Raw genomic sequence first — 20,190 nt, forward strand, 5'->3', positions numbered from 1 at the left:
TTGCTGATCCATCAAAGAACAGGCTTTAAAATTATCGTTTATTCAATTTTATTGCCATGCAAGCAATCTTTTTATCAGTAAATCACGATTCCTCTTGCATTGAATGCACCAAATAGCGCATTTTCTTATGTATCACGCAGCATCAGGCTGCCGGACAAACGCAAAAGATAACATCGCCGTAAGGTGAGCTCAGGAGTCAGTTATGTGTTCAATTTTTGGTGTGCTGGATCTGAAAACCGATCCTGTTGAGCTGCGCAAAAAAGCGCTGGAATGTTCACGCTTAATGCGTCATCGCGGCCCGGACTGGTCAGGCGTCTACGCCGATGACCATGCTATTCTGGCGCATGAACGTCTCTCAATTGTTGACGTTAACAATGGCGCACAGCCGCTATACAACGCCGATCACACCCACGTACTGGCAGTTAACGGCGAAATTTATAACCACCAGGCACTGCGCGCTGAACTCAGCGATCGCTACGCGTTTCAGACCGGTTCTGACTGTGAAGTGATTCTGGCGCTCTATCAGGAGAAAGGTGTCGATTTCCTCGATGAGCTGGAAGGCATGTTCGCCTTTATCCTCTATGACACCGTTAAAAAAACGTACCTGATTGGTCGCGACCACATCGGCATCATCCCGCTCTATATGGGTAACGATGAGCATGGCAACCTGTTTGTTGCTTCAGAAATGAAAGCGCTGGTACCTGCCTGCCGTTCAATCAAAGAGTTCCCGCCGGGAAGCTACCTCTCCAGCACCGATGGCGAGATCCGCCGTTACTGGCAGCGCGACTGGATGGAATATAAAAACGTTGAGCACAACACCACCGACGCCGCTGGCCTGAAACATGCGCTGGAAGAGTCCGTGAAAAGCCACCTGATGTCAGATGTGCCTTACGGCGTGCTGCTGTCAGGCGGTCTGGACTCTTCCATCATTTCAGCCGTGACCAAGCGTTACGCGGCGAAGCGGGTTGAAGATCAGGATAAAAGTGATGCGTGGTGGCCACAGCTGCACTCCTTCGCGGTAGGGCTGGAAGGTTCACCCGACTTAAAAGCGGCGAAATCGGTGGCGGAGCATCTGGGCACCGTACACCATGAAATTCATTTCACCGTGCAGGAAGGTCTGGATGCCATTCGCGATGTGATTTATCACATTGAAACCTATGACGTCACCACCATTCGTGCCTCTACGCCAATGTACTTAATGTCGCGTAAAATTAAAGCGATGGGCATTAAGATGGTGCTGTCGGGCGAAGGCGCAGATGAAGTCTTCGGCGGCTATCTCTATTTCCATAAAGCGCCAAACGCCAAAGAGTTCCACGAAGAAAACGTACGTAAACTGCAGGCGCTGCATATGTTCGACTGCGCCCGTGCCAACAAAGCGATGTCCGCCTGGGGCGTTGAAGCCCGCGTACCGTTCCTGGATAAAAAATTCCTGGATGTGGCGATGCGTATTAACCCGGCCGATAAAATGTGTGGCAGCAACGGTAAAATGGAGAAGCACATTCTGCGTGAATGTTTCTCCTCTTACCTGCCGGAGAGCGTGGCGTGGCGTCAGAAAGAGCAGTTCTCGGATGGCGTGGGTTACAGCTGGATCGACTCACTGAAAGAAGTGGCTGCGAAGCAAATCAGCGATCAGCAGCTGGCTACCGCTCACTTCCGCTTCCCGTTCAACACGCCGGGTTCGAAAGAAGCCTATCTCTATCGTGAGATCTTTGAAGAGCTGTTCCCGCTGGCGAGCGCGGCAGAGTGTGTGCCTGGCGGTCCATCGGTCGCCTGTTCTTCAGCCAAAGCGATTGAATGGGATGAAGCGTTTAAAAACATGGACGATCCCTCTGGTCGTGCCGTGGGTGTGCATCAGTCAGCCTATAAATAAGCCGGCAGAAAGCAACCAGAATGGGCCCGTTGTGGCCCATTTTTTTTACGATTAGCGTTGTATTCACTGAAAAATTGCCGAATAAACATCCAGGCTGGTTATAAGCCAGTCAAACAGCGATTATCTGGCAAAAAACGGTAAAAAAATTGTTGACGCTGTCTGGTCAACTCCGCATAATGCGCCCCGCAACGCCGATGAAGGTAACGCGAAAAAAAGATGGCTACGTAGCTCAGCTGGTTAGAGCACAGCACTCATAATGCTGGGGTCACAGGTTCGATTCCCGTCGTAGCCACCATCTTTTTTTGCGGGAGTGGCGAAATTGGTAGACGCACCAGATTTAGGTTCTGGCGCCGCAAGGTGTGCGAGTTCAAGTCTCGCCTCCCGCACCATTTCATTATTCGGCAGCGTGGATGGGATATCGCCAAGCGGTAAGGCACCGGTTTTTGATACCGGCATTCCCTGGTTCGAATCCAGGTATCCCAGCCAATTTCGATGATTCTCGAGGCTGAGAACGGACGAATGGGATATCGCCAAGCGGTAAGGCACCGGTTTTTGATACCGGCATTCCCTGGTTCGAATCCAGGTATCCCAGCCATCATTGAAATGCAGTACAATTTGGCTACGTAGCTCAGCTGGTTAGAGCACAGCACTCATAATGCTGGGGTCACAGGTTCGATTCCCGTCGTAGCCACCATATAATTGGGGTGTCGCCAAGCGGTAAGGCACTGGTTTCTGATACCAGCATTCCGGGGTTCGAATCCCTGCACCCCAGCCATACAAAAGACAATTTGAAAAACACCATTATTGGGGTGTCGCCAAGCGGTAAGGCACTGGTTTCTGATACCAGCATTCCGGGGTTCGAATCCCTGCACCCCAGCCAAATTGCACAACCTGGCCCGCTTTTGCGGGCTTTGTTGTTTTTGTCGTTCCCCTTCCTGATTGCAGGCCCGCCGTGCGGCGAGCCAACATGCGCAATCTGCTATAACCCCAGCGCGTAGCGCAATACCTGCCGCTTCAGTACCCCGGAATGTTCGGCGGCAATCAATCCGAGATTACGTGCAAACCGCAGCGGTGCCAGCTGATTGCTGAAGGCAAAATAGAACAGATCCATGCCGCCCTGCATCAGCATATTGTCTTTACGACGTTGCCGGTGATAGCGCTGCAATACGCGCTCGGATGCCCAATCCTCCGCCGCACCGCGTGCGCTGACCAGCACATTAATCAACGCATCAATATCGCGATAGCCCAGATTCACGCCCTGCCCGGCCAGCGGATTAATGGTATGCGCGGCATCACCGACCAGCGCCAGTCCTGGCAGGACATACCGTGAAGCGTGACGCCGTACCAGCGGGAAGCCGCCAGCCGCATGGGCTTTAAAACGTCCCAGCCGCGCCGGGAAGTGGCTGGCTATCTCTTTTTCCAGCTGGGCCATCGGCATCGCCTGTAGCTGCCGGACTCTTGCAGGCGCGTCATACCAGACCAGCGAGGCCCGGTTGCCATACAGCGGCAAGAAGGCGCGCGGTCCCTGAGGCGTAAAGTGCTGCCAGGTCGCATCGCCTGCCGGATGTTCGCAGGTCACGCTGATCAGTAAACAGGATTGCGCATAGCTCCAGCCATGAATACCGATCCCGGCCATCTGTCGCACCTGAGAGTTCGCGCCATCAGCCCCAACCACCAGGCGTGTATGCAGGGCAACGCCGTCGTTGAGGTCGATGCGCCAGCCGCCATTTTCTGGCTGCAGGTTCTCCAGTGTGGCCGGGCAATAGCAGGTCACGCCCAGCGACTGCATCTCCTCCCATAACGCCCGCTGAAGCACGCTGTTCTCGACCATAAAGCCCAGCTCGGGCAGCCCCAGCGAGGCCGCATCAAAACTCACCTGCGCCGTCTGCCACTCCCAGGTTTCCAGCCTGCGATAGGGCGCGCTGCGCATCGCTTCTACCCGTGGCCAGACGTTGAGCTGCTTCAGCAACCCCACCGAGGATGACCCAATCGCCGAAATTCGCAGATCGGGATCGCTGTCGGCATCAAAAGGCGCGGGTTCGGCACGCTCAATTACCGCAACGCGAAAATGTTGCTGCGTCAGTCCACAGGCCAGCGCCGCACCGACCATGCCACCGCCAACAATCACTACATCAAACTGATTATCCTGCATTGCTTATGTCCCTCTCTTATTCCCGCCAGCCTGCGCAACACGGGTCTGAATAAAGCAAAGTGTACCGGAAAACCGGATTGCTGGCAGAAAAGCCCTGAGGCTGGTCACAACAGCATCAAAGCATTACAATACGCGCCCCGCACTTCACTGCACTGAATCAATGGTTAGCGCGATGACAAAAAAACTGCATATCAAAACCTGGGGATGTCAGATGAATGAGTATGATTCATCCAAGATGTCTGATCTGCTGAACAGTACGCACGGCTATACGCTGACCGAGGTTCCTGAAGAGGCGGATATTCTGCTGCTTAACACCTGTTCTATTCGTGAGAAAGCGCAGGAGAAAGTATTCCACCTGCTGGGACGCTGGAGAAAACTCAAAGAGCGCAACCCGGATGTGATTATCGGCGTGGGCGGCTGCGTGGCGTCGCAGGAAGGGGATCATATCCGCCAGCGTGCGCCCTGCGTGGATATCGTTTTTGGTCCGCAGACACTGCACCGCCTGCCGGAGATGATCAACACCGTGCGCGGCACCAAAAGCCCGGTGGTCGACATCAGCTTCCCGGAAATCGAGAAATTTGATCGCCTGCCGGAACCGCGCGCAGACGGCCCGACTGCCTTTGTCTCCATCATGGAAGGCTGCAACAAATATTGTACTTTCTGCGTGGTGCCTTACACCCGTGGAGAGGAAGTGAGCCGTCCCAGCGATGACATTCTGCTGGAGATCGCTCAGCTGGCGGCGCAGGGCGTGCGTGAAGTTAACCTGCTTGGCCAGAACGTTAACGCCTATCGTGGTGCCACCTTTGATGGTGAAATCTGTACTTTCGCTGAGCTGCTGCGCCTGGTCGCCGCCATCGACGGTATCGACCGCATTCGCTTCACCACCAGCCACCCGATTGAGTTCACCGATGACATTATCGAGGTCTACCGCGATACGCCGGAACTGGTGAGCTTCCTGCACCTGCCGGTTCAGAGTGGATCAGACCGTATTCTGACGCTGATGAAGCGTGCTCATACCGCGCTGGAGTATAAGTCGATTATCCGCAAGCTGCGCGCGGCGCGCCCGGATATTGAGATCAGCTCTGACTTTATCATTGGTTTCCCCGGTGAAACTCAGCAGGATTTCGAGCAGACCATGAAGCTTATCGCCGAGATCAATTTCGACGTCAGCTTCAGCTTTATCTACTCTGCCCGTCCCGGCACGCCCGCCGCTGACCTGCCGGATGATGTCAGCGAAGAGGAGAAAAAGCAGCGTCTGTGGATCCTGCAGGACCGCATTAACCAGCAGGCGCAGGCGATCAGTCGCCGCATGGTGGGCACAGTGCAGCGTATTCTGGTGGAAGGCATCTCCCGCAAGAACGTGATGGAAGTCTCTGGCCGCACCGAAAATAACCGCGTAGTAAATTTCGAAGGCTCGCCTGAAATGATCGGCCGCTTTGTGGATGTTGAGATTGTCGATGTCTACACCAACTCGCTGCGCGGCAAACTGGTGCGTACTGAAGAAGAGATGGGGCTGCGCATGGCGGAAAGCCCAGCGTCCGTGATCGCCCGTACCCGTAAAGAAAATGAAATCGGCGTGAGTCTGTTCCAGCCGTGATGCCTGCTTTACTGTGCGGCAGCGCGCATCGCGTTGCCGCCAATTTCACTTTGCACCACTTGCTTTCTGAAAGTGTCGCCCAAATATCTCTCCATAAGCTTGCGCCCAGGCGTTACGGCATAAATAATTTCGTTATGGTGCATCCGGTTAAGTTTAACGGTGCGTCAGACACATCCCATAACTGGCCCTGAGTGACCCAAAGGATTCGTTTGAATATCGAAACTCGTGAAATCGCCCTTGAACCGGCTGATAACCGTCGTCTGATGAGCCTGTGTGGGCCTTTCGACGATAATGTAAAACAGCTTGAACGTCGTCTGGGCATTGAGATCAATCGTCGCGACAACGTTTTTAAGCTGTCAGGACGTCCACTTTGCGTGAATGCCGCAGCAGATATTCTGAAAACCCTCTATGTCGATACCGCGCCTGTGCGTGGCGACATCCCGGATATCGAGCCTGATCAGATTCACCTGGCGATCAAAGAGAGCCGGGTACTGGAGCAAACCGCTGAGAGCGTGCCGGAGTATGGTAAAGCGGTCAATATCAAGACCAAACGCGGTGTGATCAAGCCGCGCACTCCAAACCAGGCCCAGTACATCGCTAATGTGCTCGACCACGATATCACCTTTGGTGTCGGCCCGGCTGGTACCGGTAAAACCTATCTGGCGGTAGCCGCGGCAGTGGATGCGCTGGAGCGTCAGGAGATTCGCCGCATCATGCTGACCCGCCCTGCCGTCGAAGCGGGTGAAAAGCTGGGCTTTCTGCCAGGCGATCTGAGCCAGAAAGTCGACCCTTATCTGCGTCCGCTCTACGATGCGCTGTTCGAAATGCTCGGCTTCGAGCGGGTGGAAAAGCTGATGGAGCGCAACGTCATTGAAGTCGCCCCGCTGGCCTACATGCGTGGTCGTACCCTGAACGATGCGTTTATCATTCTTGATGAGAGCCAGAACACCACCATCGAGCAGATGAAAATGTTCCTGACGCGTATCGGCTTTAACTCTAAAGCGGTGATTACCGGCGACGTTACCCAGATTGACCTGCCGCGTCACGTCAAGTCAGGCCTGCGTCATGCCATTGAGGTGCTGGCGGACGTTGAAGAGATCAGCTTCAACTTCTTCCACAGCGAAGATGTGGTGCGCCATCCGGTAGTTGCCCGCATTGTCACCGCCTATGAAGCCTGGGAAGCGGCCGATCAGACCCGTCGTGACCAGCAGGCCGAAGAGCGTAAACGTGAAGCACTGGCTGCACAGAGCGCCACGCAGGAGAGCAAATGAGCGAGGTGATTCTCGACCTGCAGGTCGCCTGTGACAACACCGCTGACCTGCCTGATGAAAGCCAGTTTCATCGCTGGCTGTCAGCGGCTGTCACCCCTTTTCAGCCGGAAAGCGAAGTTACGGTGCGTCTGGTTGATGAAGCGGAGAGTCATGAGCTTAATCTGACTTATCGCGGCAAAGACAAGCCGACCAACGTCCTCTCTTTCCCGTTTGAAGCACCGCCGGGCATTGAGCTGCCGCTGCTGGGCGATCTGATCATCTGCCGCCAGGTCGTTGAGCAGGAAGCCGCTGAACAGGGTAAAAGCGCTGAAGCCCACTGGGCACATATGGTGGTACACGGCACGCTGCATCTGCTGGGTTACGACCATATTGAAGACGACGAAGCGGACGAGATGGAAGGGCTGGAGACCGAGATAATGCTTGCTCTTGGGTATCCTGATCCGTACATTTCGGAGAAAGAAGACGCCTGAATCCTGAATTCAGTCAATCCTGCTGTCAGTACAGGTTACTGACAGCACCCATTCCTCACCAGAGAGATCTTTAAAAACCGCCATGAGCGACGACCATTCTCAAAACAGCGATGCACCCAGTAGTAAAAAGGGATTTTTCTCCCTGTTGATCAACCAACTCTTTCACGGTGAACCAAAAAGCCGTGATGAGCTACTGGAGCTGATCCGCGACTCGAATAACAAAGAGCTGATTGACCAGGACACCCGCGACATGCTCGAAGGGGTACTGGATATTGCGGAGCAGCGCGTGCGTGACATCATGATCCCGCGCTCGCAAATGATCACCCTGAAACGTAATCAGAGCCTCGAAGAGTGTCTGGATGTCATTATCGAATCCGCCCATTCTCGTTTCCCGGTGATCAGCGAAGATAAAGATCATGTGGAAGGGATTCTGATGGCGAAAGATCTGCTGCCGTTTATGAGCAGCGAATCTGAGCCTTTCAGCATTGAGAAAGTGCTGCGTCCTGCGGTGGTTGTGCCTGAAAGTAAGCGTGTCGACCGGATGCTGAAAGAGTTCCGCTCCCAGCGTTACCACATGGCGATCGTCATTGATGAGTTTGGCGGTGTCTCCGGTCTGGTGACCATTGAAGACATCCTGGAGCTGATCGTCGGTGAAATTGAAGATGAGTATGACGACGAAGAAGATCGTGATATCCGTCAGCTCAACCGTCACACCTTTACCGTGCGTGCACTGACCGCCATTGAAGATTTCAACGAGGTGTTTGGCACCCAGTTCAGTGACGATGAAGTCGACACCATCGGTGGTCTGGTGATGCAGGGCTTCGGTCATCTGCCCGCTCGCGGTGAAAGCATCGAGATTGAGGGTTACCAGTTCAAGGTGGCGATGGCTGACAGCCGCCGCATCATCCAGGTTCACGTGACTATTCCGGAAAATTCGCCACAACCTCAACTGGAAGACGAATAAGTCTATGGCTTTAGCCTCACTCTACCCGCGTCAGCGGGTTCGCCTGCTGCTGGCTTTAATAACGGGTGCACTTGGCACCCTCGCCTTTTCTCCCTACGATTTCTGGCCCGCTGCACTGCTCTCGCTGTGTGGCTTACAGCTGTTGACTCTTAACCGCTCCAGCCCGCAGGCCAGCGCCATTGGGTTTGTCTGGGGTTTAGGTCTGTTCGGCAGTGGCATCAACTGGGTTTATGTCAGTGTCGCCACCTTTGGCGGCATGCCTGGCCCGGTCAATGTCTTTATCGTAGCGCTGCTGGCGGCTTATCTGGCGATCTACCCGGCGCTGTTTGCCGGCGTACTGAATCGCATCTGGCCGCGAACGACGCTGTGGCGCCTGGCGCTGGCGGCACCGGCATTGTGGCAGATCACCGAGTTCCTGCGCGGCTGGGTGCTGACCGGCTTTCCGTGGCTGCAGTTTGGTTACAGCCAGATCGATGGCCCGTTAAAAGGCCTGGCCCCACTGGCGGGCGTAGAGACGCTGACCTTCCTGCTGATGGTGGTGGCTGGCCTGCTGGCTTATGCCCTGCAACAGCGCAACGTCAGAAGTCTGGTAGCAGCGCTGCTGCTGCTGGCATTGCCATGGCCGTTGCGCTACATCCAGTGGGTTCAGCCGATGCCCGAGCGGGCCGTCGAGGTGGCGCTGGTGCAGGGAAACATCCCGCAATCGATGAAGTGGGATCCGCAGCAGCTGCTCACTACCCTGCGCATTTACAACGGTCTGAGTCAGCCGCTGATGGGCAAAGCGCCGATTATTATCTGGCCTGAATCGGCAATTACCGATCTGGAGAGTAATCAGCAGCCGTTCCTGCGTTCGCTGGATGACGAACTGCGTGAGCGCGGCAGTTCGCTGATCACCGGCATTGTGGACTCCCGGCTGGAGCAGAACCGATATCACGATTACAACACCGTAATCGTGCTGGGCGGTAAAGCGCCGTACAACTACTTCAGCGGCAATCGTTACCAGAAGAATCACCTGGTGCCGTTTGGCGAATTTGTGCCGCTGGCCGATCTGCTGCGTCCGCTGGCCCCGTTCTTCGATCTGCCGATGTCGGCATTCAGTCGTGGCAACTACCTCCAGCCGCAACTCAGCGTGGCGGGCTATAACCTGACCAGCGCCATCTGTTATGAGATCGTGCTGGGTGAACAGGTGCGGGCCAACTTCCATCCCGACACCAACTTCCTGTTGACCGTTTCGAACGATGCCTGGTTTGGTCACTCTATCGGCCCATGGCAGCACTTCCAGATGGCGAGGATGCGTGCGCTGGAACTGGGACGTCCGCTGTTGCGCAGCACCAATAATGGTGTGACGGCGGTGGTCAATGCCAGTGGTGATGTGGAAGCCATGCTGCCGCAGTTTACCCGCGATGTGCTGACCAGCAAGGTTACGCCAACGCAGGGAGAAACCCCGTATGCGCGGGCTGGCATCTGGCCAGTGTGGTCACTGACGCTGCTGGCGGCGGTGATAGCACTCCTGCGCCGTCGTCGATAACCTCCCCTCCTGTGCTCACTGAAGGCGAAGCACGTGCTTCGCCTTTTTCATGGTGACTCTCCGGTTTTTTTCACTCCCCACGCCGCACACTCTGCTGTCTTTCTAACCCATAACCTCTTTCTGGCACGATGATTGCAACGCACACTCTGCTGTCTTTCTAACCCATAACCTCTTTCTGGCACGATGATTGCAAAATGTTTCACTGCTTTTCGCAAACAGGCTGATTGCAGGCGCTGATGCCGGGCGGATTGCACCAAAACAATTGACGCTGCTGCACCATTAACGCGCAGGGTGAAAAAATTGCCTTTTTTTGGTGCGCATCACCTCGCAAAAAAGAAACTTTTTTGTTTCATTGCGTTAACAATCCGCTATGTTAATGACTCTTCTGCGCCCGTTTAAACCGCAGAATGAGCAGAAACGCAGCAGAAAACAGACACAACATCATAATCAGCGCAGGTTATATCCTGTGCCTTTTTCATACGAAGGAGTTGGAACATGCAACTACGCAAAGTGGCATTATCTCTTCTGCTGATCAGCGCAGCGGCGGGAGCGGCCCAGGCGGAAGATCTCAGCGGCACCCTGAAGAAGATCAATGACAATGGCGTCATTGTGGTCGGGCATCGCGAATCATCAGTTCCCTTTTCTTATTATGACAACCAGCAAAAAGTCGTCGGCTACTCACAGGCTTACTCAAACGCCATCGTTGAAGCGATTAAAGCAAAGCTGAACAAGCCTGATCTGCAGGTCAAAATGATCCCGATCACCTCACAAAACCGTATTCCGCTGCTGCAAAACGGCACCTACGATTATGAGTGTGGCTCGACCACCAATAACCTTGAGCGCCAGAAACAGGCCGCCTTCTCAGACACTATTTTTGTTATCGGCACCCGTCTGCTGGTGAAGAAAGATGGCCCGATCAAAGATTTCGCTGACCTGAAAGGCAAAACCGTAGTGGTGACCTCAGGTACCACCTCTGAAGTGCTGCTGCACAAACTCAACGACGAACAGAAACTGGATCTGCGCATCATCAGCGCAAAAGATCACGGTGACTCCTTCCGTACGCTGGAAACCGGTCGTGCCGTGGCCTTTATGATGGATGATGCCCTGCTGGCAGGCGAACGCGCCAAAGCCAAAAAGCCGGACAACTGGGAAATTCTGGGCACGCCACAGTCAAAAGAAGCCTATGGCTGCATGCTGCGTAAAGATGATCCGCAGTTCAAAGCGCTGGTGGATGAAACCATTGCTAAAGCCCAGACCTCTGGCCAGGCAGAAAAATGGTTCGACACCTGGTTCAAACAGCCGATTCCACCAAAGAACCTGAACATGAACTTTGAGCTCTCTGATGACATGAAAGCGCTGTTCAAAACACCAAATGATAAAGCACTGAATTAACAACAAAATACCCAATGGATTTCAGATTGCATTGAGGCAGCAGAAAAATGACTCACGATGAGCCTACTCCGGCAAGTGATTTGGGTGAGTGAATGTAGCCAACAAAAATGCAGCCTGAAAGACGACGGGTATAACAAGGGCGGCCTGGCTGCCCCCTCGATTGCTGAAACCGCGGCATGGACAGACAGACTGACACGGGTCGTTCCCCTGAGTCAGGAAATAAAACGCCGTTCATCAATCTTCAGGGTAGCTTAGCTACCCTTTTTTTCCGGAGCTCGTTATGGGTATCGATTGGAACTGGGGCATATTCCTCGAACAGGCCCCGTTCGGTAACACGACCTACCTCGGCTGGCTGTGGTCCGGTTTTCAGGTGACAATTGCCGTCTCCTGCTGCGCCTGGATTATCGCCTTCTGCGTGGGTTCATTTTTCGGCATTCTGCGCACCGTGCCTAATCGCCTGCTGTCGACCATTGGCACCTGCTATGTCGAACTGTTTCGTAATATCCCACTGATCGTCCAGTTCTTCTTCTGGTATCTGGTGGCGCCCGAGCTGGTGGGCGAAAAGCTTGGCATGTGGTTTAAGTCTGAGCTGGATCCCAACATTCAGTTCTTCCTCTCCTCGATGATCTGTCTTGGCCTGTTTACCGCCGCCCGCGTTTGCGAGCAGGTGCGCGCAGCGATTCAGTCACTGCCGAGTGGACAGAAGAATGCCGGTCTGGCGATGGGCTTAACCCTGCCGCAGACCTATCGCTATGTGCTGCTGCCGAATGCGTATCGCGTGATTGTGCCGCCGATGACCTCGGAAATGCTGAACCTGGTGAAGAACTCCGCTATCGCCTCCACCATTGGTCTGGTCGATATGGCGGCGCAGGCGGGCAAACTGCTCGACTATTCTGCCCACGCCTATGAATCCTTTACCGCCATTACGCTGGCCTACGTTGCGATTAACCTGGTGATTATGTTGTTGATGAGTCTGGTCGAGCGCAAAGTCCGGCTGCCAGGCAATGCGGGAGGCAAGTAATGTACGAGTTTGACTGGAGTTCGATTACACCCAGCCTGCCCTATCTGCTTAATGGCTTAGTGATCACCTTTAAGATCACGATTACCGCCGTGGTCTTCGGCATCCTGTGGGGCACTCTGCTGGCGGTGATGCGCCTGTCGACGTTTAAGCCCATCAGCTGGTTCGCTAAAATTTACGTCAACCTGTTCCGCTCGGTGCCGCTGGTCATGGTGCTGCTGTGGTTCTATCTGGTCGTGCCGAGTTTTCTGCAGCAGGTGCTGGGCCTGTCGCCCAAAACGGATATCCGACTGATTTCAGCCATGGTCGCCTTTTCGCTGTTCGAAGCGGCGTACTACTCTGAAATTATTCGCGCCGGCATCATCAGTATCTCGCGTGGACAGGGCAGTGCGGCTCTGGCGCTGGGCATGACGCAGTGGCAGGCAATGCGACTGATCATCCTGCCACAGGCGTTTCGCGCCATGGTTCCGCTGTTACTGACGCAGGGTATCGTGCTGTTCCAGGATACCTCGCTGGTTTATGTCTTAAGCCTGGCGGACTTCTTCCGTACCGCATCCACCATTGGTGAGCGTGATGGCACCCAGGTTGAAATGGTTCTGTTTGCAGGTCTTGTCTACTTCGTTATCAGCCTGAGCGCATCGCTGTTGGTCAGCTATCTAAAAAGAAAAAGGACGGTTTAAATGATTAGCCTGAAAAATGTTTCTAAGTGGTATGGTCACTTTCAGGTGCTGACCGACTGCTCAACCGACGTCAAAACCGGTGAAGTGGTGGTGGTGTGCGGCCCGTCCGGCTCCGGTAAATCAACGCTGATCAAAACGGTGAACGGCCTTGAGCCGATTCAGCAGGGCGTGATTGCGGTGAACGGCACCGAGGTGAATAACAAAAAGACTAATCTTGCGCAGCTTCGCAGCCAGGTCGGGATGGTGTTCCAGCACTTCGAGCTGTTTCCGCATCTGAGCATTATCAACAACCTGGTTCTGGCGCAGGTGAAAGTGCTGAAACGCGACAAAGCGGCAGCCCGCGATAAAGGGCTGAAGCTGCTGAAGCGTGTGGGTCTTTCCGCCCATGCTGAGAAGTTTCCCGGCCAGCTCTCAGGTGGTCAGCAGCAGCGTGTGGCGATTGCGCGAGCGCTCTGCATGGACCCTATCGCGATGCTGTTTGATGAACCCACCTCCGCGCTGGATCCGGAAATGATCAACGAAGTGCTGGATGTGATGGTTGAACTGGCACAGGAAGGGATGACGATGATGGTGGTGACCCATGAGATGGGCTTCGCCCGTAAGGTTGCCAATCGCGTGATCTTTATGGATGAAGGGAAAATTATCGAAGACACCAACAAAGATGACTTCTTTAATAATCCACAGTCTGAGCGCGCTAAAGATTTCCTCGCAAAAATTCTGCACTAAACCTGACGAACAGGCGGGTCACCCAGGGTGGCCCGCTTCATTTAGCTACGCCGAACTATCAGGGTTCGAAAGGCTGACGCTGGAACTGGTCATTGCCGCATTCCGGACAACGTGACAGCGTTTCAGGCGTGTAGATTGCCCGGGTGAACTGGCATTTCTCACAGACCAGATTGCCCAGCCCCACCACTTCCCCGCTCTGATAAACCCCGTGGTGATGCAGATCCTGGAAGACCTCTCGCCACTCCAGCTGACTTTTATCGGTGATATCCGCCAGCTCTTTCCAGACGCTCTCGCGGATGATGCGCATAAACAGTGAGTCCGCCAGCGGTTCTTCCACATCGGTGTAGCTGCGTGCAAACTCGCCCAGATCACGGCGCACTGAGCTGAGCGCCTGGTCAATCTCCTGTTCCGTCATATCATCGCGCACCAGCAACTGGCTTCGTCGCCCGGCAATCAGCTCATCAAGGTTACGATCGCCCTGACGAAGACGTTCGGTCAATACGGCTAACGACTCGCGATATTCCTGAGCCACTTTATTCATTTTGTTCTCCTTTATGCAGACCCTCGCTGAACTAAGTTTAGTCGTAATGTTGCTTTTGCCGTGTCGTCTGTACAGTGAATTACAAAAGGGTGAAGGCTCTGACGCTTTCGGCAGAAATCGTGCCAGCAAAAGTGGGAAGTGTTGTTGATACGCGGCCTTATGGGTATGCTATGCGGATCTTAGAGCCAGAAAAATGTTTTTCATAAAGGACCACAGGCAGCCATGCAAGAGCAATACCGCCCGGAAGAAATTGAATCCCGTGTGCAGCAGCACTGGGATGAAAACGAAACGTTTAAAGTGACTGAGCAGGAAGGTAAAGAGAAATACTATTGCCTCTCCATGTTGCCCTATCCTTCTGGCCGCCTGCACATGGGCCACGTTCGTAACTACACCATCGGCGACGTAATCGCGCGTTATCAGCGTATGCTCGGCAAAAACGTACTACAGCCGATTGGCTGGGATGCTTTCGGCCTGCCTGCGGAAGGCGCTGCGGTGAAAAACAACACCGCTCCGGCCCCGTGGACTTACGACAATATCGCCTACATGAAAAACCAGCTCAAACTGCTGGGCTTTGGCTATGACTGGAGTCGTGAACTGGCAACCTGCCAGCCAGAGTACTATCGCTGGGAACAGTGGTTCTTTACCAAACTGTATGAAAAAGGCCTGGTCTATAAAAAGACCTCTGCCGTGAACTGGTGCCCGAACGATCAGACGGTGCTGGCGAACGAGCAGGTGATCGACGGCTGCTGCTGGCGCTGCGACACCAAAGTTGAGCGTAAAGAGATCCCGCAGTGGTTTATCAAAATCACCGATTATGCGGAAGAGCTGCTGAACGACCTGGATACGCTGGAAGAGTGGCCTGAGCAGGTCAAAACCATGCAGCGTAACTGGATTGGCCGCTCTGAAGGTGTCGAAATCACCTTCGATGTGGCTGACAGCGAAGAGAAGGTCACCGTCTACACCACCCGCCCGGATACCTTTATCGGCGCAACCTATGTTGCCGTTGCCGCAGGCCATCCGCTGGCGACCCAGGCGTCGGTCAATAATCCGGCGCTGGCTGACTTTATCGCTGAATGCCGCAATACCAAAGTGGCCGAAGCCGATATGGCGACCATGGAGAAGAAAGGCATGGCGACCGGCCTGTCTGTTGTTCATCCGCTGACCGGCGAGCTTATCCCGGTCTGGGTTGCCAACTTCGTACTGATGGAATATGGCACCGGCGCTGTGATGGCGGTTCCGGCGCACGATCAGCGCGACTGGGAGTTTGCCACTAAATATGATCTGCCGATTAAGCCGGTCATCCTGAATCTGGATGGTTCCATTCCTGATGTCAGCATCGCGGCGATGACTGACAAAGGTGCGCTGTTCAACTCAGGTGAGTTTAACGGCATGGATCACGCCACCGGTTTTAACGCCATTGCGGATTCGCTGGCGGCAAAAGGCGTGGGCGTGCGTAAAGTGAACTACCGCCTGCGCGACTGGGGTGTCTCCCGTCAGCGCTACTGGGGTGCCCCTATCCCGATGGTGACGCTGGAAGATGGCACCGTTATGCCTGCACCAGAAGACCAGCTGCCGGTGATCCTGCCGGAAGATGTGGTGATGGATGGCATTACCAGCCCAATCAAAGCGGATCCGGAGTGGGCTAAAACCACGGTAAACGGCCAGCCAGCCCTGCGTGAAACCGACACCTTTGACACCTTCATGGAGTCTTCCTGGTACTACGCGCGTTATACCTGCGCCAGCTACAAGGAAGGCATGCTGGATCCGGCAGCGGCAAACTACTGGCTGCCAGTCGATCAGTATGTGGGCGGTATTGAACACGCCATCATGCACCTGATGTATTTCCGCTTCTTCCACAAGCTGCTGCGTGACGCGGGCCTGGTGAACTCCAATGAGCCAGCCAAACGTCTGCTGTGCCAGGGCATGGTGCTGGCTGACGCCTTCTACTACCTTGGTGCCAACGGCGAGCGTAACTGGGTTTCACCGGTTGACGTTGAGGTTGAGCGGGATGAGAAAGGCCGCATTGTTAAAGCCACAGACACGCAGGGCCGCGAAGTGATCTACGCGGGCATGAGCAAAATGTCGAAGTCGAAAAACAACGGCATCGACCCACAGCTGATGGTTGAGCGTTACGGCGCGGATACCGTGCGTCTGTTTATGATGTTTGCTTCACCGGCGGATATGACGCTGGAGTGGCAGGAGTCGGGCGTTGAAGGGGCGAACCGCTTCCTGAAACGTGTCTGGAAGCTGGTCTTCGAGCACACACAGAAAGGTGCGACCGTGGCACTGGATGTGGAGAGCCTGAATGACGAGCAGAAATCGCTGCGTCGCGATCTGCACAAAACCATCGCCAAAGTGGCAGATGATATTGGCCGTCGTCAGACTTTCAACACCGCCATTGCGGCGATCATGGAGCTGATGAACAAACTGGCACGCGCCCCGCAGGAAAGCGAGCAGGATCGCGCCCTGATGCAGGAAGCGCTGCTGGCCATCGTCCGTCTGCTCTATCCGTTTACCCCGCACGCCTGCTATGTTCTGTGGCAGACGCTGGGTGGCGAAGGCACTATCGATGAAGCGAGCTGGCCGGTTGCGGATGAAGCCGCTATGGTTGAAGATTCGCTGCTGGTAGTGGTTCAGGTTAACGGTAAAGTGCGCGGTAAAATCACCGTGCCAGCCGATGCAACACAGGAACAGGTTCAGGCACGCGCTGCGCAGGAGCATCTGGTAGCGAAGTATCTGGACGGCGTGACTATCCGTAAAGTCATTTATGTACCGGGCAAACTGCTTAACCTGGTCGTAGGTTAAGTTCAGGAGGAACTGTGCGACATCCGATTATCAGGCTGTTTGTCATGCTGGCGGTGGTGATCACCGCTGGCTGTGGTTTTCATCCGCGCGGCACCACTCAGGTGCCCAGCGAACTGAAAACCCTGATTGTTTCAACCGGCGATCCTTATGGGCCGCTGGCGCGTACTGTGCGTCAGCAGCTGCGTATCAACGATGTCAAAATTGTTGAAGACAGCAAACAGAATCGCACCGATATTCCGACGCTGCGCCTGGGGCCTGAAGCGCAAGGCCGTAACACGGCTTCGGTCTTTATCAGCGGCACCTCTGCGGAGTATCAGATGGTGATGACCATCACGGCTCAGGTGCTGTTGCCGGGCAAAGGTATCTATCCTATCAGCACCACGGTTTATCGTTCGTTCTTCGATAACCCGAACGCTGCGCTGGCAAAAGATGCTGAGCAGGATCTGATTACGCAGGAGATGCGTCAGCGTGCTGCTGAACAGCTGGTACGTAAACTGCTGACGGTACACGCCGCGCAGATCAACAGCAAAGAGACCTTACCGGCGTCAGTGATTCCGGTGCCGGGTCAGGGTTCACAGGAAGCGCCCACTTCCTCTGCTACCAGCCTGCAATGATCAGGATTTATCCTGAGCAACTCAGCGCGCAGCTCCGTGAGGGGCTGCGCGCCTGTTATTTGTTAGCCGGTAACGAACCGCTGCTGCTGCAGGAAAGTTCAGATGCGATTCGCGTCGCCGCAACCGCGCAGGGATTCGAAGAACATTTTAGTTTTACGCTGGATGCACAGACTGACTGGGAGAGCCTGTTCGTCAGTTGCCAGTCACTGAGCCTGTTTGCTCAGCGTCAGACCATGACGCTGCAATTCCCCGATAATGGCCCTAACGCCGCGATGGCAGAACAGCTGGTTAAGCTGTCGCAGTTGCTGCACGCCGATATTCTGCTGATCTGCCGGATGGCGAAGCTGACCAAAGCGCAGGAAAACAGCGCCTGGTTTAAAGCGTTGTCCGCCTCTGCGGTATTGGTGCCCTGTCAGACGCCTGAACAGGCGCAACTGCCACGCTGGGTCGTTAATCGCGCTAAGGCGCTGAAGTTATCGGTAGATGACGCGGCCGTGCAACTGTTGTGTTACTGCTATGAAGGCAATCTGCTGGCGCTGGCGCAGGCGCTGGAGCGACTCTCGCTGCAGTGGCCCGACGGCAAGCTGACCCTGCCCCGGGTTGAAGAGGCGGTCAGTGATGCCGCGCACTTTACTCCTTTCCACTGGGTGGATGCCCTGCTGGCGGGAAAAAGCCGCCGCGCCCTGCATATTCTGCATCAGCTGGAGAAAGAAGAGAGCGAAGTGGTGATACTGCTGCGTACGCTGCAGCGTGATCTGCTGACGCTGCTGCATCTGCAACGCCAGCAGACAGCGCAGCCGCTGCGTACGCTGATGGATCAGCAGCGCATCTGGCAGAACCGCCGTGCGCTGTTTACCGACGCGCTGCAACGACTGGATGCCACGCGTCTGCAACGCGCCATTCATCTGCTGAGTCAGATTGAGATCACCCTGAAGCAGGATTATGGACAGCCGGTGTGGCCGCAGTTACAGACCCTGACGCTGCTGCTCAGCAGTCGTGCTTTTCCGACGAGCTTTGCCCATGTCTGAGTTACACGCACTGTTTGGCGGCACCTTTGATCCGATTCATTTTGGCCATCTGCGCCCGGTCGAAGCGCTGGCGCAACAGACCGGCCTGCAGCGTGTGACGCTGCTGCCCAACAATGTACCGCCGCATCGTCCGCAACCGGAAGCCAGCGCTGCCCAGCGGGTTGCTATGCTGCGCTGCGCTATCCGCGACCTGCCGCTGTTTGAGATCGATACCCGCGAGCTGGAACGCGACACGCCGTCCTGGACCGTGACCACCCTGGAAGCCTGGCGCACCGAACGCGGTGCAGAACAGCCGCTGGGATTTATTATTGGTCAGGATTCATTGCTGAGCTTGTCAAAATGGCATCGCTGGCAGGATCTGCTGTCACTCTGCCATCTGCTGGTGTGTCAGCGCCCCGGCTATCCGACCCGGTTCGACTCGCCTGACATGCAGCGCTGGCTTGAGCAACACCTCGCTCAGGATATCCGGCAGCTGCATCAGCAGCCCGCAGGCCATATCTGGCTGGCGGACACCCCTCTCTATGACATTTCGGCCACTGAAATTCGCCGCCGTCGTCACCAGAATCAGCCCTGCGACGATCTGTTGCCCGCTGCGGTTATCGATTATATCGACCGCGAAGGCTTATATCGCGACTGATCCGGGCATGCTATACTGCGCCGCTTAATTTTTTGGCTGCACTCTCCGGGCTTACAGCCGGCTCGTTACCACCAGATTCCAAGGGGAACCTTTTGCAAGGTAAAGCACTCCAAGAGTTCGTTATTGATAAGATTGATGATCTCAAAGGCCAGGACATTGTCACCATCGACGTTCAGGGCAAATCCAGCATCACCGATTTCATGATCATCTGCACCGGCACCTCCACGCGTCATGTGACTTCGATCGCAGAACACGTAGAGCAGGAGTCGCGTTTAGCAGGCCTGATGCCATTAGGCATTGAAGGTAAAAGCGCGGCAGACTGGGTCGTGGTCGATCTGGGTGATGTCATCGTGCATGTGATGCAGGAAGAGAGTCGCCAGCTGTATGAGCTGGAAAAACTCTGGGGCTAATCGGTGAAACTGCAACTTGTTGCCGTCGGCACGAAAATGCCTGACTGGGTGCAGACCGGTTTTATGGAATATCTGCGCCGCTTCCCGAAAGATATGCCGCTTGAGCTGACCGAAGTGACCGCAGGTAAACGCGGTAAAAATGCTGATATCAAACGCATTCTTGAAAAAGAGGGTGAAGCGATGTTAGCGGCGGTCGGCAAAGGCAATCGCATCGTCACGCTGGATATTCCTGGTCATCCGTGGGAAACCCCGCAGCTGGCACAGCAGATTGAACGCTGGAAGCTGGATGGTCGCGATGTCAGCCTGCTGATTGGCGGGCCTGAAGGCCTGGCCCCCGCCTGTAAAGCGGCGGCAGAGCAGAGCTGGTCACTGTCAGCATTGACGTTGCCCCATCCGCTGGTGCGCGTGCTGGTAGCCGAAAGTCTGTATCGGGCCTGGAGCATAACGACAAATCATCCTTATCATCGTGAATGACCGATCAGCCCAC

At 55.0% G+C, this 20,190-nt stretch carries 18 protein-coding genes and 7 tRNA genes; 23 read left to right on the plus strand and 2 right to left on the minus strand.

Translation table 11 applies throughout. The features are described 5' to 3' along the window. The first annotated feature begins 202 nt into the window (after positions 1 to 202). The 8 genes from asnB (at position 203) to OK412_RS12660 (ending at position 2,750) form a co-directional block, all read left to right on the plus strand. On the plus strand, positions 203 to 1,870 hold the full coding sequence (gene asnB / locus OK412_RS12625) for an asparagine synthase B (RefSeq protein WP_010671283.1): 1,668 nt from the start codon (positions 203 to 205) through the stop codon (positions 1,868 to 1,870). A 218-nt stretch (positions 1,871 to 2,088) separates the two neighbouring features. After that, positions 2,089 to 2,165, plus strand: a tRNA-Met gene (locus tag OK412_RS12630). 9 nt (positions 2,166 to 2,174) lie between these two features. After that, positions 2,175 to 2,259, plus strand: a tRNA-Leu gene (locus tag OK412_RS12635). A 22-nt stretch (positions 2,260 to 2,281) separates the two neighbouring features. Continuing rightward, positions 2,282 to 2,356 (plus strand) — tRNA-Gln (locus OK412_RS12640). Positions 2,357 to 2,390: 34 nt separating this feature from the next. Continuing rightward, positions 2,391 to 2,465: transfer RNA gene (locus OK412_RS12645), tRNA-Gln, on the plus strand. A gap of 22 nt (positions 2,466 to 2,487) precedes the next feature. Next, positions 2,488 to 2,564 (plus strand) — tRNA-Met (locus tag OK412_RS12650). A gap of 6 nt (positions 2,565 to 2,570) precedes the next feature. Then, a tRNA-Gln gene (locus tag OK412_RS12655) sits at positions 2,571 to 2,645 on the plus strand. A 30-nt stretch (positions 2,646 to 2,675) separates the two neighbouring features. After that, positions 2,676 to 2,750: transfer RNA gene (locus OK412_RS12660), tRNA-Gln, on the plus strand. Between the two features lie 99 nt (positions 2,751 to 2,849). On the opposite strand, the gene ubiF is transcribed toward OK412_RS12660, so the two are convergent. Continuing rightward, a complete protein-coding gene (gene ubiF, locus OK412_RS12665; protein ID WP_061704234.1) occupies positions 2,850 to 4,022 on the minus strand; it encodes a 3-demethoxyubiquinol 3-hydroxylase in 1,173 nt (390 codons plus the stop codon). Positions 4,023 to 4,194: 172 nt separating this feature from the next. On the opposite strand from ubiF, the gene miaB reads away from it, so the two are divergent. The 9 genes from miaB (at position 4,195) to OK412_RS12710 (ending at position 13,668) form a co-directional block, all read left to right on the plus strand. Next, positions 4,195 to 5,619 (plus strand): tRNA (N6-isopentenyl adenosine(37)-C2)-methylthiotransferase MiaB, encoded by a 1,425-nt coding sequence (gene miaB / locus OK412_RS12670; RefSeq protein WP_010258951.1) that lies wholly within the window; start codon positions 4,195 to 4,197, stop codon positions 5,617 to 5,619. Positions 5,620 to 5,828: 209 nt separating this feature from the next. Continuing rightward, the gene (locus OK412_RS12675) at positions 5,829 to 6,890 is read left to right on the plus strand and encodes a PhoH family protein (protein WP_010258952.1); all 1,062 of its coding nucleotides are present in this window, start codon (positions 5,829 to 5,831) and stop codon (positions 6,888 to 6,890) included. Beyond that, on the plus strand, positions 6,887 to 7,360 hold the full coding sequence (gene ybeY / locus OK412_RS12680) for an rRNA maturation RNase YbeY (RefSeq protein WP_022626053.1): 474 nt from the start codon (positions 6,887 to 6,889) through the stop codon (positions 7,358 to 7,360). Before OK412_RS12675 ends, ybeY begins: the two co-directional genes overlap by 4 nt. Positions 7,361 to 7,442: 82 nt before the next feature. After that, positions 7,443 to 8,324 (plus strand): CNNM family magnesium/cobalt transport protein CorC, encoded by an 882-nt coding sequence (gene corC / locus OK412_RS12685; protein WP_008925004.1) that lies wholly within the window; start codon positions 7,443 to 7,445, stop codon positions 8,322 to 8,324. A 4-nt stretch (positions 8,325 to 8,328) separates the two neighbouring features. Next, positions 8,329 to 9,852, plus strand: a complete 1,524-nt coding sequence (gene lnt / locus OK412_RS12690; protein ID WP_010258955.1) for an apolipoprotein N-acyltransferase — start codon at positions 8,329 to 8,331, stop codon at positions 9,850 to 9,852. A gap of 495 nt (positions 9,853 to 10,347) precedes the next feature. Then, a complete protein-coding gene (locus tag OK412_RS12695) occupies positions 10,348 to 11,244 on the plus strand; it encodes an amino acid ABC transporter substrate-binding protein (RefSeq protein ID WP_010258958.1) in 897 nt (298 codons plus the stop codon). A 280-nt stretch (positions 11,245 to 11,524) separates the two neighbouring features. Then, positions 11,525 to 12,265 (plus strand): amino acid ABC transporter permease, encoded by a 741-nt coding sequence (locus tag OK412_RS12700; protein ID WP_010258960.1) that lies wholly within the window; start codon positions 11,525 to 11,527, stop codon positions 12,263 to 12,265. Continuing rightward, a complete protein-coding gene (gltK, locus tag OK412_RS12705; protein ID WP_010258961.1) occupies positions 12,265 to 12,942 on the plus strand; it encodes a glutamate/aspartate ABC transporter permease GltK in 678 nt (225 codons plus the stop codon). The genes OK412_RS12700 and gltK overlap by 1 nt, the downstream gene beginning before the upstream one ends. After that, on the plus strand, positions 12,943 to 13,668 hold the full coding sequence (locus tag OK412_RS12710) for an amino acid ABC transporter ATP-binding protein (RefSeq protein WP_010258962.1): 726 nt from the start codon (positions 12,943 to 12,945) through the stop codon (positions 13,666 to 13,668). 58 nt (positions 13,669 to 13,726) lie between these two features. Here OK412_RS12710 and OK412_RS12715 read toward each other — a convergent pair whose 3' ends face one another. After that, on the minus strand, positions 13,727 to 14,209 hold the full coding sequence (locus OK412_RS12715) for a zinc ribbon-containing protein (RefSeq protein ID WP_010258963.1): 483 nt from the start codon (positions 14,207 to 14,209) through the stop codon (positions 13,727 to 13,729). Positions 14,210 to 14,431: 222 nt separating this feature from the next. Here OK412_RS12715 and leuS point away from each other — a divergent pair, with 222 nt between their 5' ends. The 6 genes from leuS to rlmH all read left to right on the plus strand — a co-directional run bounded on the left by leuS (position 14,432) and on the right by rlmH (position 20,177). After that, positions 14,432 to 17,014, plus strand: a complete 2,583-nt coding sequence (gene leuS, locus OK412_RS12720) for a leucine--tRNA ligase (RefSeq protein ID WP_010258964.1) — start codon at positions 14,432 to 14,434, stop codon at positions 17,012 to 17,014. A gap of 14 nt (positions 17,015 to 17,028) precedes the next feature. Next, complete coding sequence (gene lptE / locus OK412_RS12725) at positions 17,029 to 17,628, plus strand: LPS assembly lipoprotein LptE (protein ID WP_187494326.1); 600 nt, start codon at positions 17,029 to 17,031, stop codon at positions 17,626 to 17,628. Continuing rightward, positions 17,625 to 18,656, plus strand: a complete 1,032-nt coding sequence (gene holA, locus OK412_RS12730; RefSeq protein ID WP_033779587.1) for a DNA polymerase III subunit delta — start codon at positions 17,625 to 17,627, stop codon at positions 18,654 to 18,656. The genes lptE and holA overlap by 4 nt, the downstream gene beginning before the upstream one ends. Beyond that, positions 18,649 to 19,293, plus strand: coding sequence for a nicotinate-nucleotide adenylyltransferase (gene nadD / locus OK412_RS12735; RefSeq protein WP_022626055.1), 645 nt, complete (start codon positions 18,649 to 18,651; stop codon positions 19,291 to 19,293). Before holA ends, nadD begins: the two co-directional genes overlap by 8 nt. A 92-nt stretch (positions 19,294 to 19,385) precedes the next feature. Next, positions 19,386 to 19,703, plus strand: coding sequence for a ribosome silencing factor (rsfS, locus tag OK412_RS12740; RefSeq protein ID WP_010258968.1), 318 nt, complete (start codon positions 19,386 to 19,388; stop codon positions 19,701 to 19,703). A 3-nt stretch (positions 19,704 to 19,706) separates the two neighbouring features. Further along, entirely contained in the window at positions 19,707 to 20,177 is a 471-nt protein-coding gene (gene rlmH / locus OK412_RS12745; RefSeq protein WP_010258969.1) for a 23S rRNA (pseudouridine(1915)-N(3))-methyltransferase RlmH, read from the plus strand. The last annotated feature ends 13 nt before the right edge of the window (positions 20,178 to 20,190 follow it).

Origin of the sequence: Pantoea sp. JV6 (assembly GCF_025910055.1) — a bacterium.
Taxonomy (GTDB): domain Bacteria; phylum Pseudomonadota; class Gammaproteobacteria; order Enterobacterales; family Enterobacteriaceae; genus Pantoea; species Pantoea agglomerans.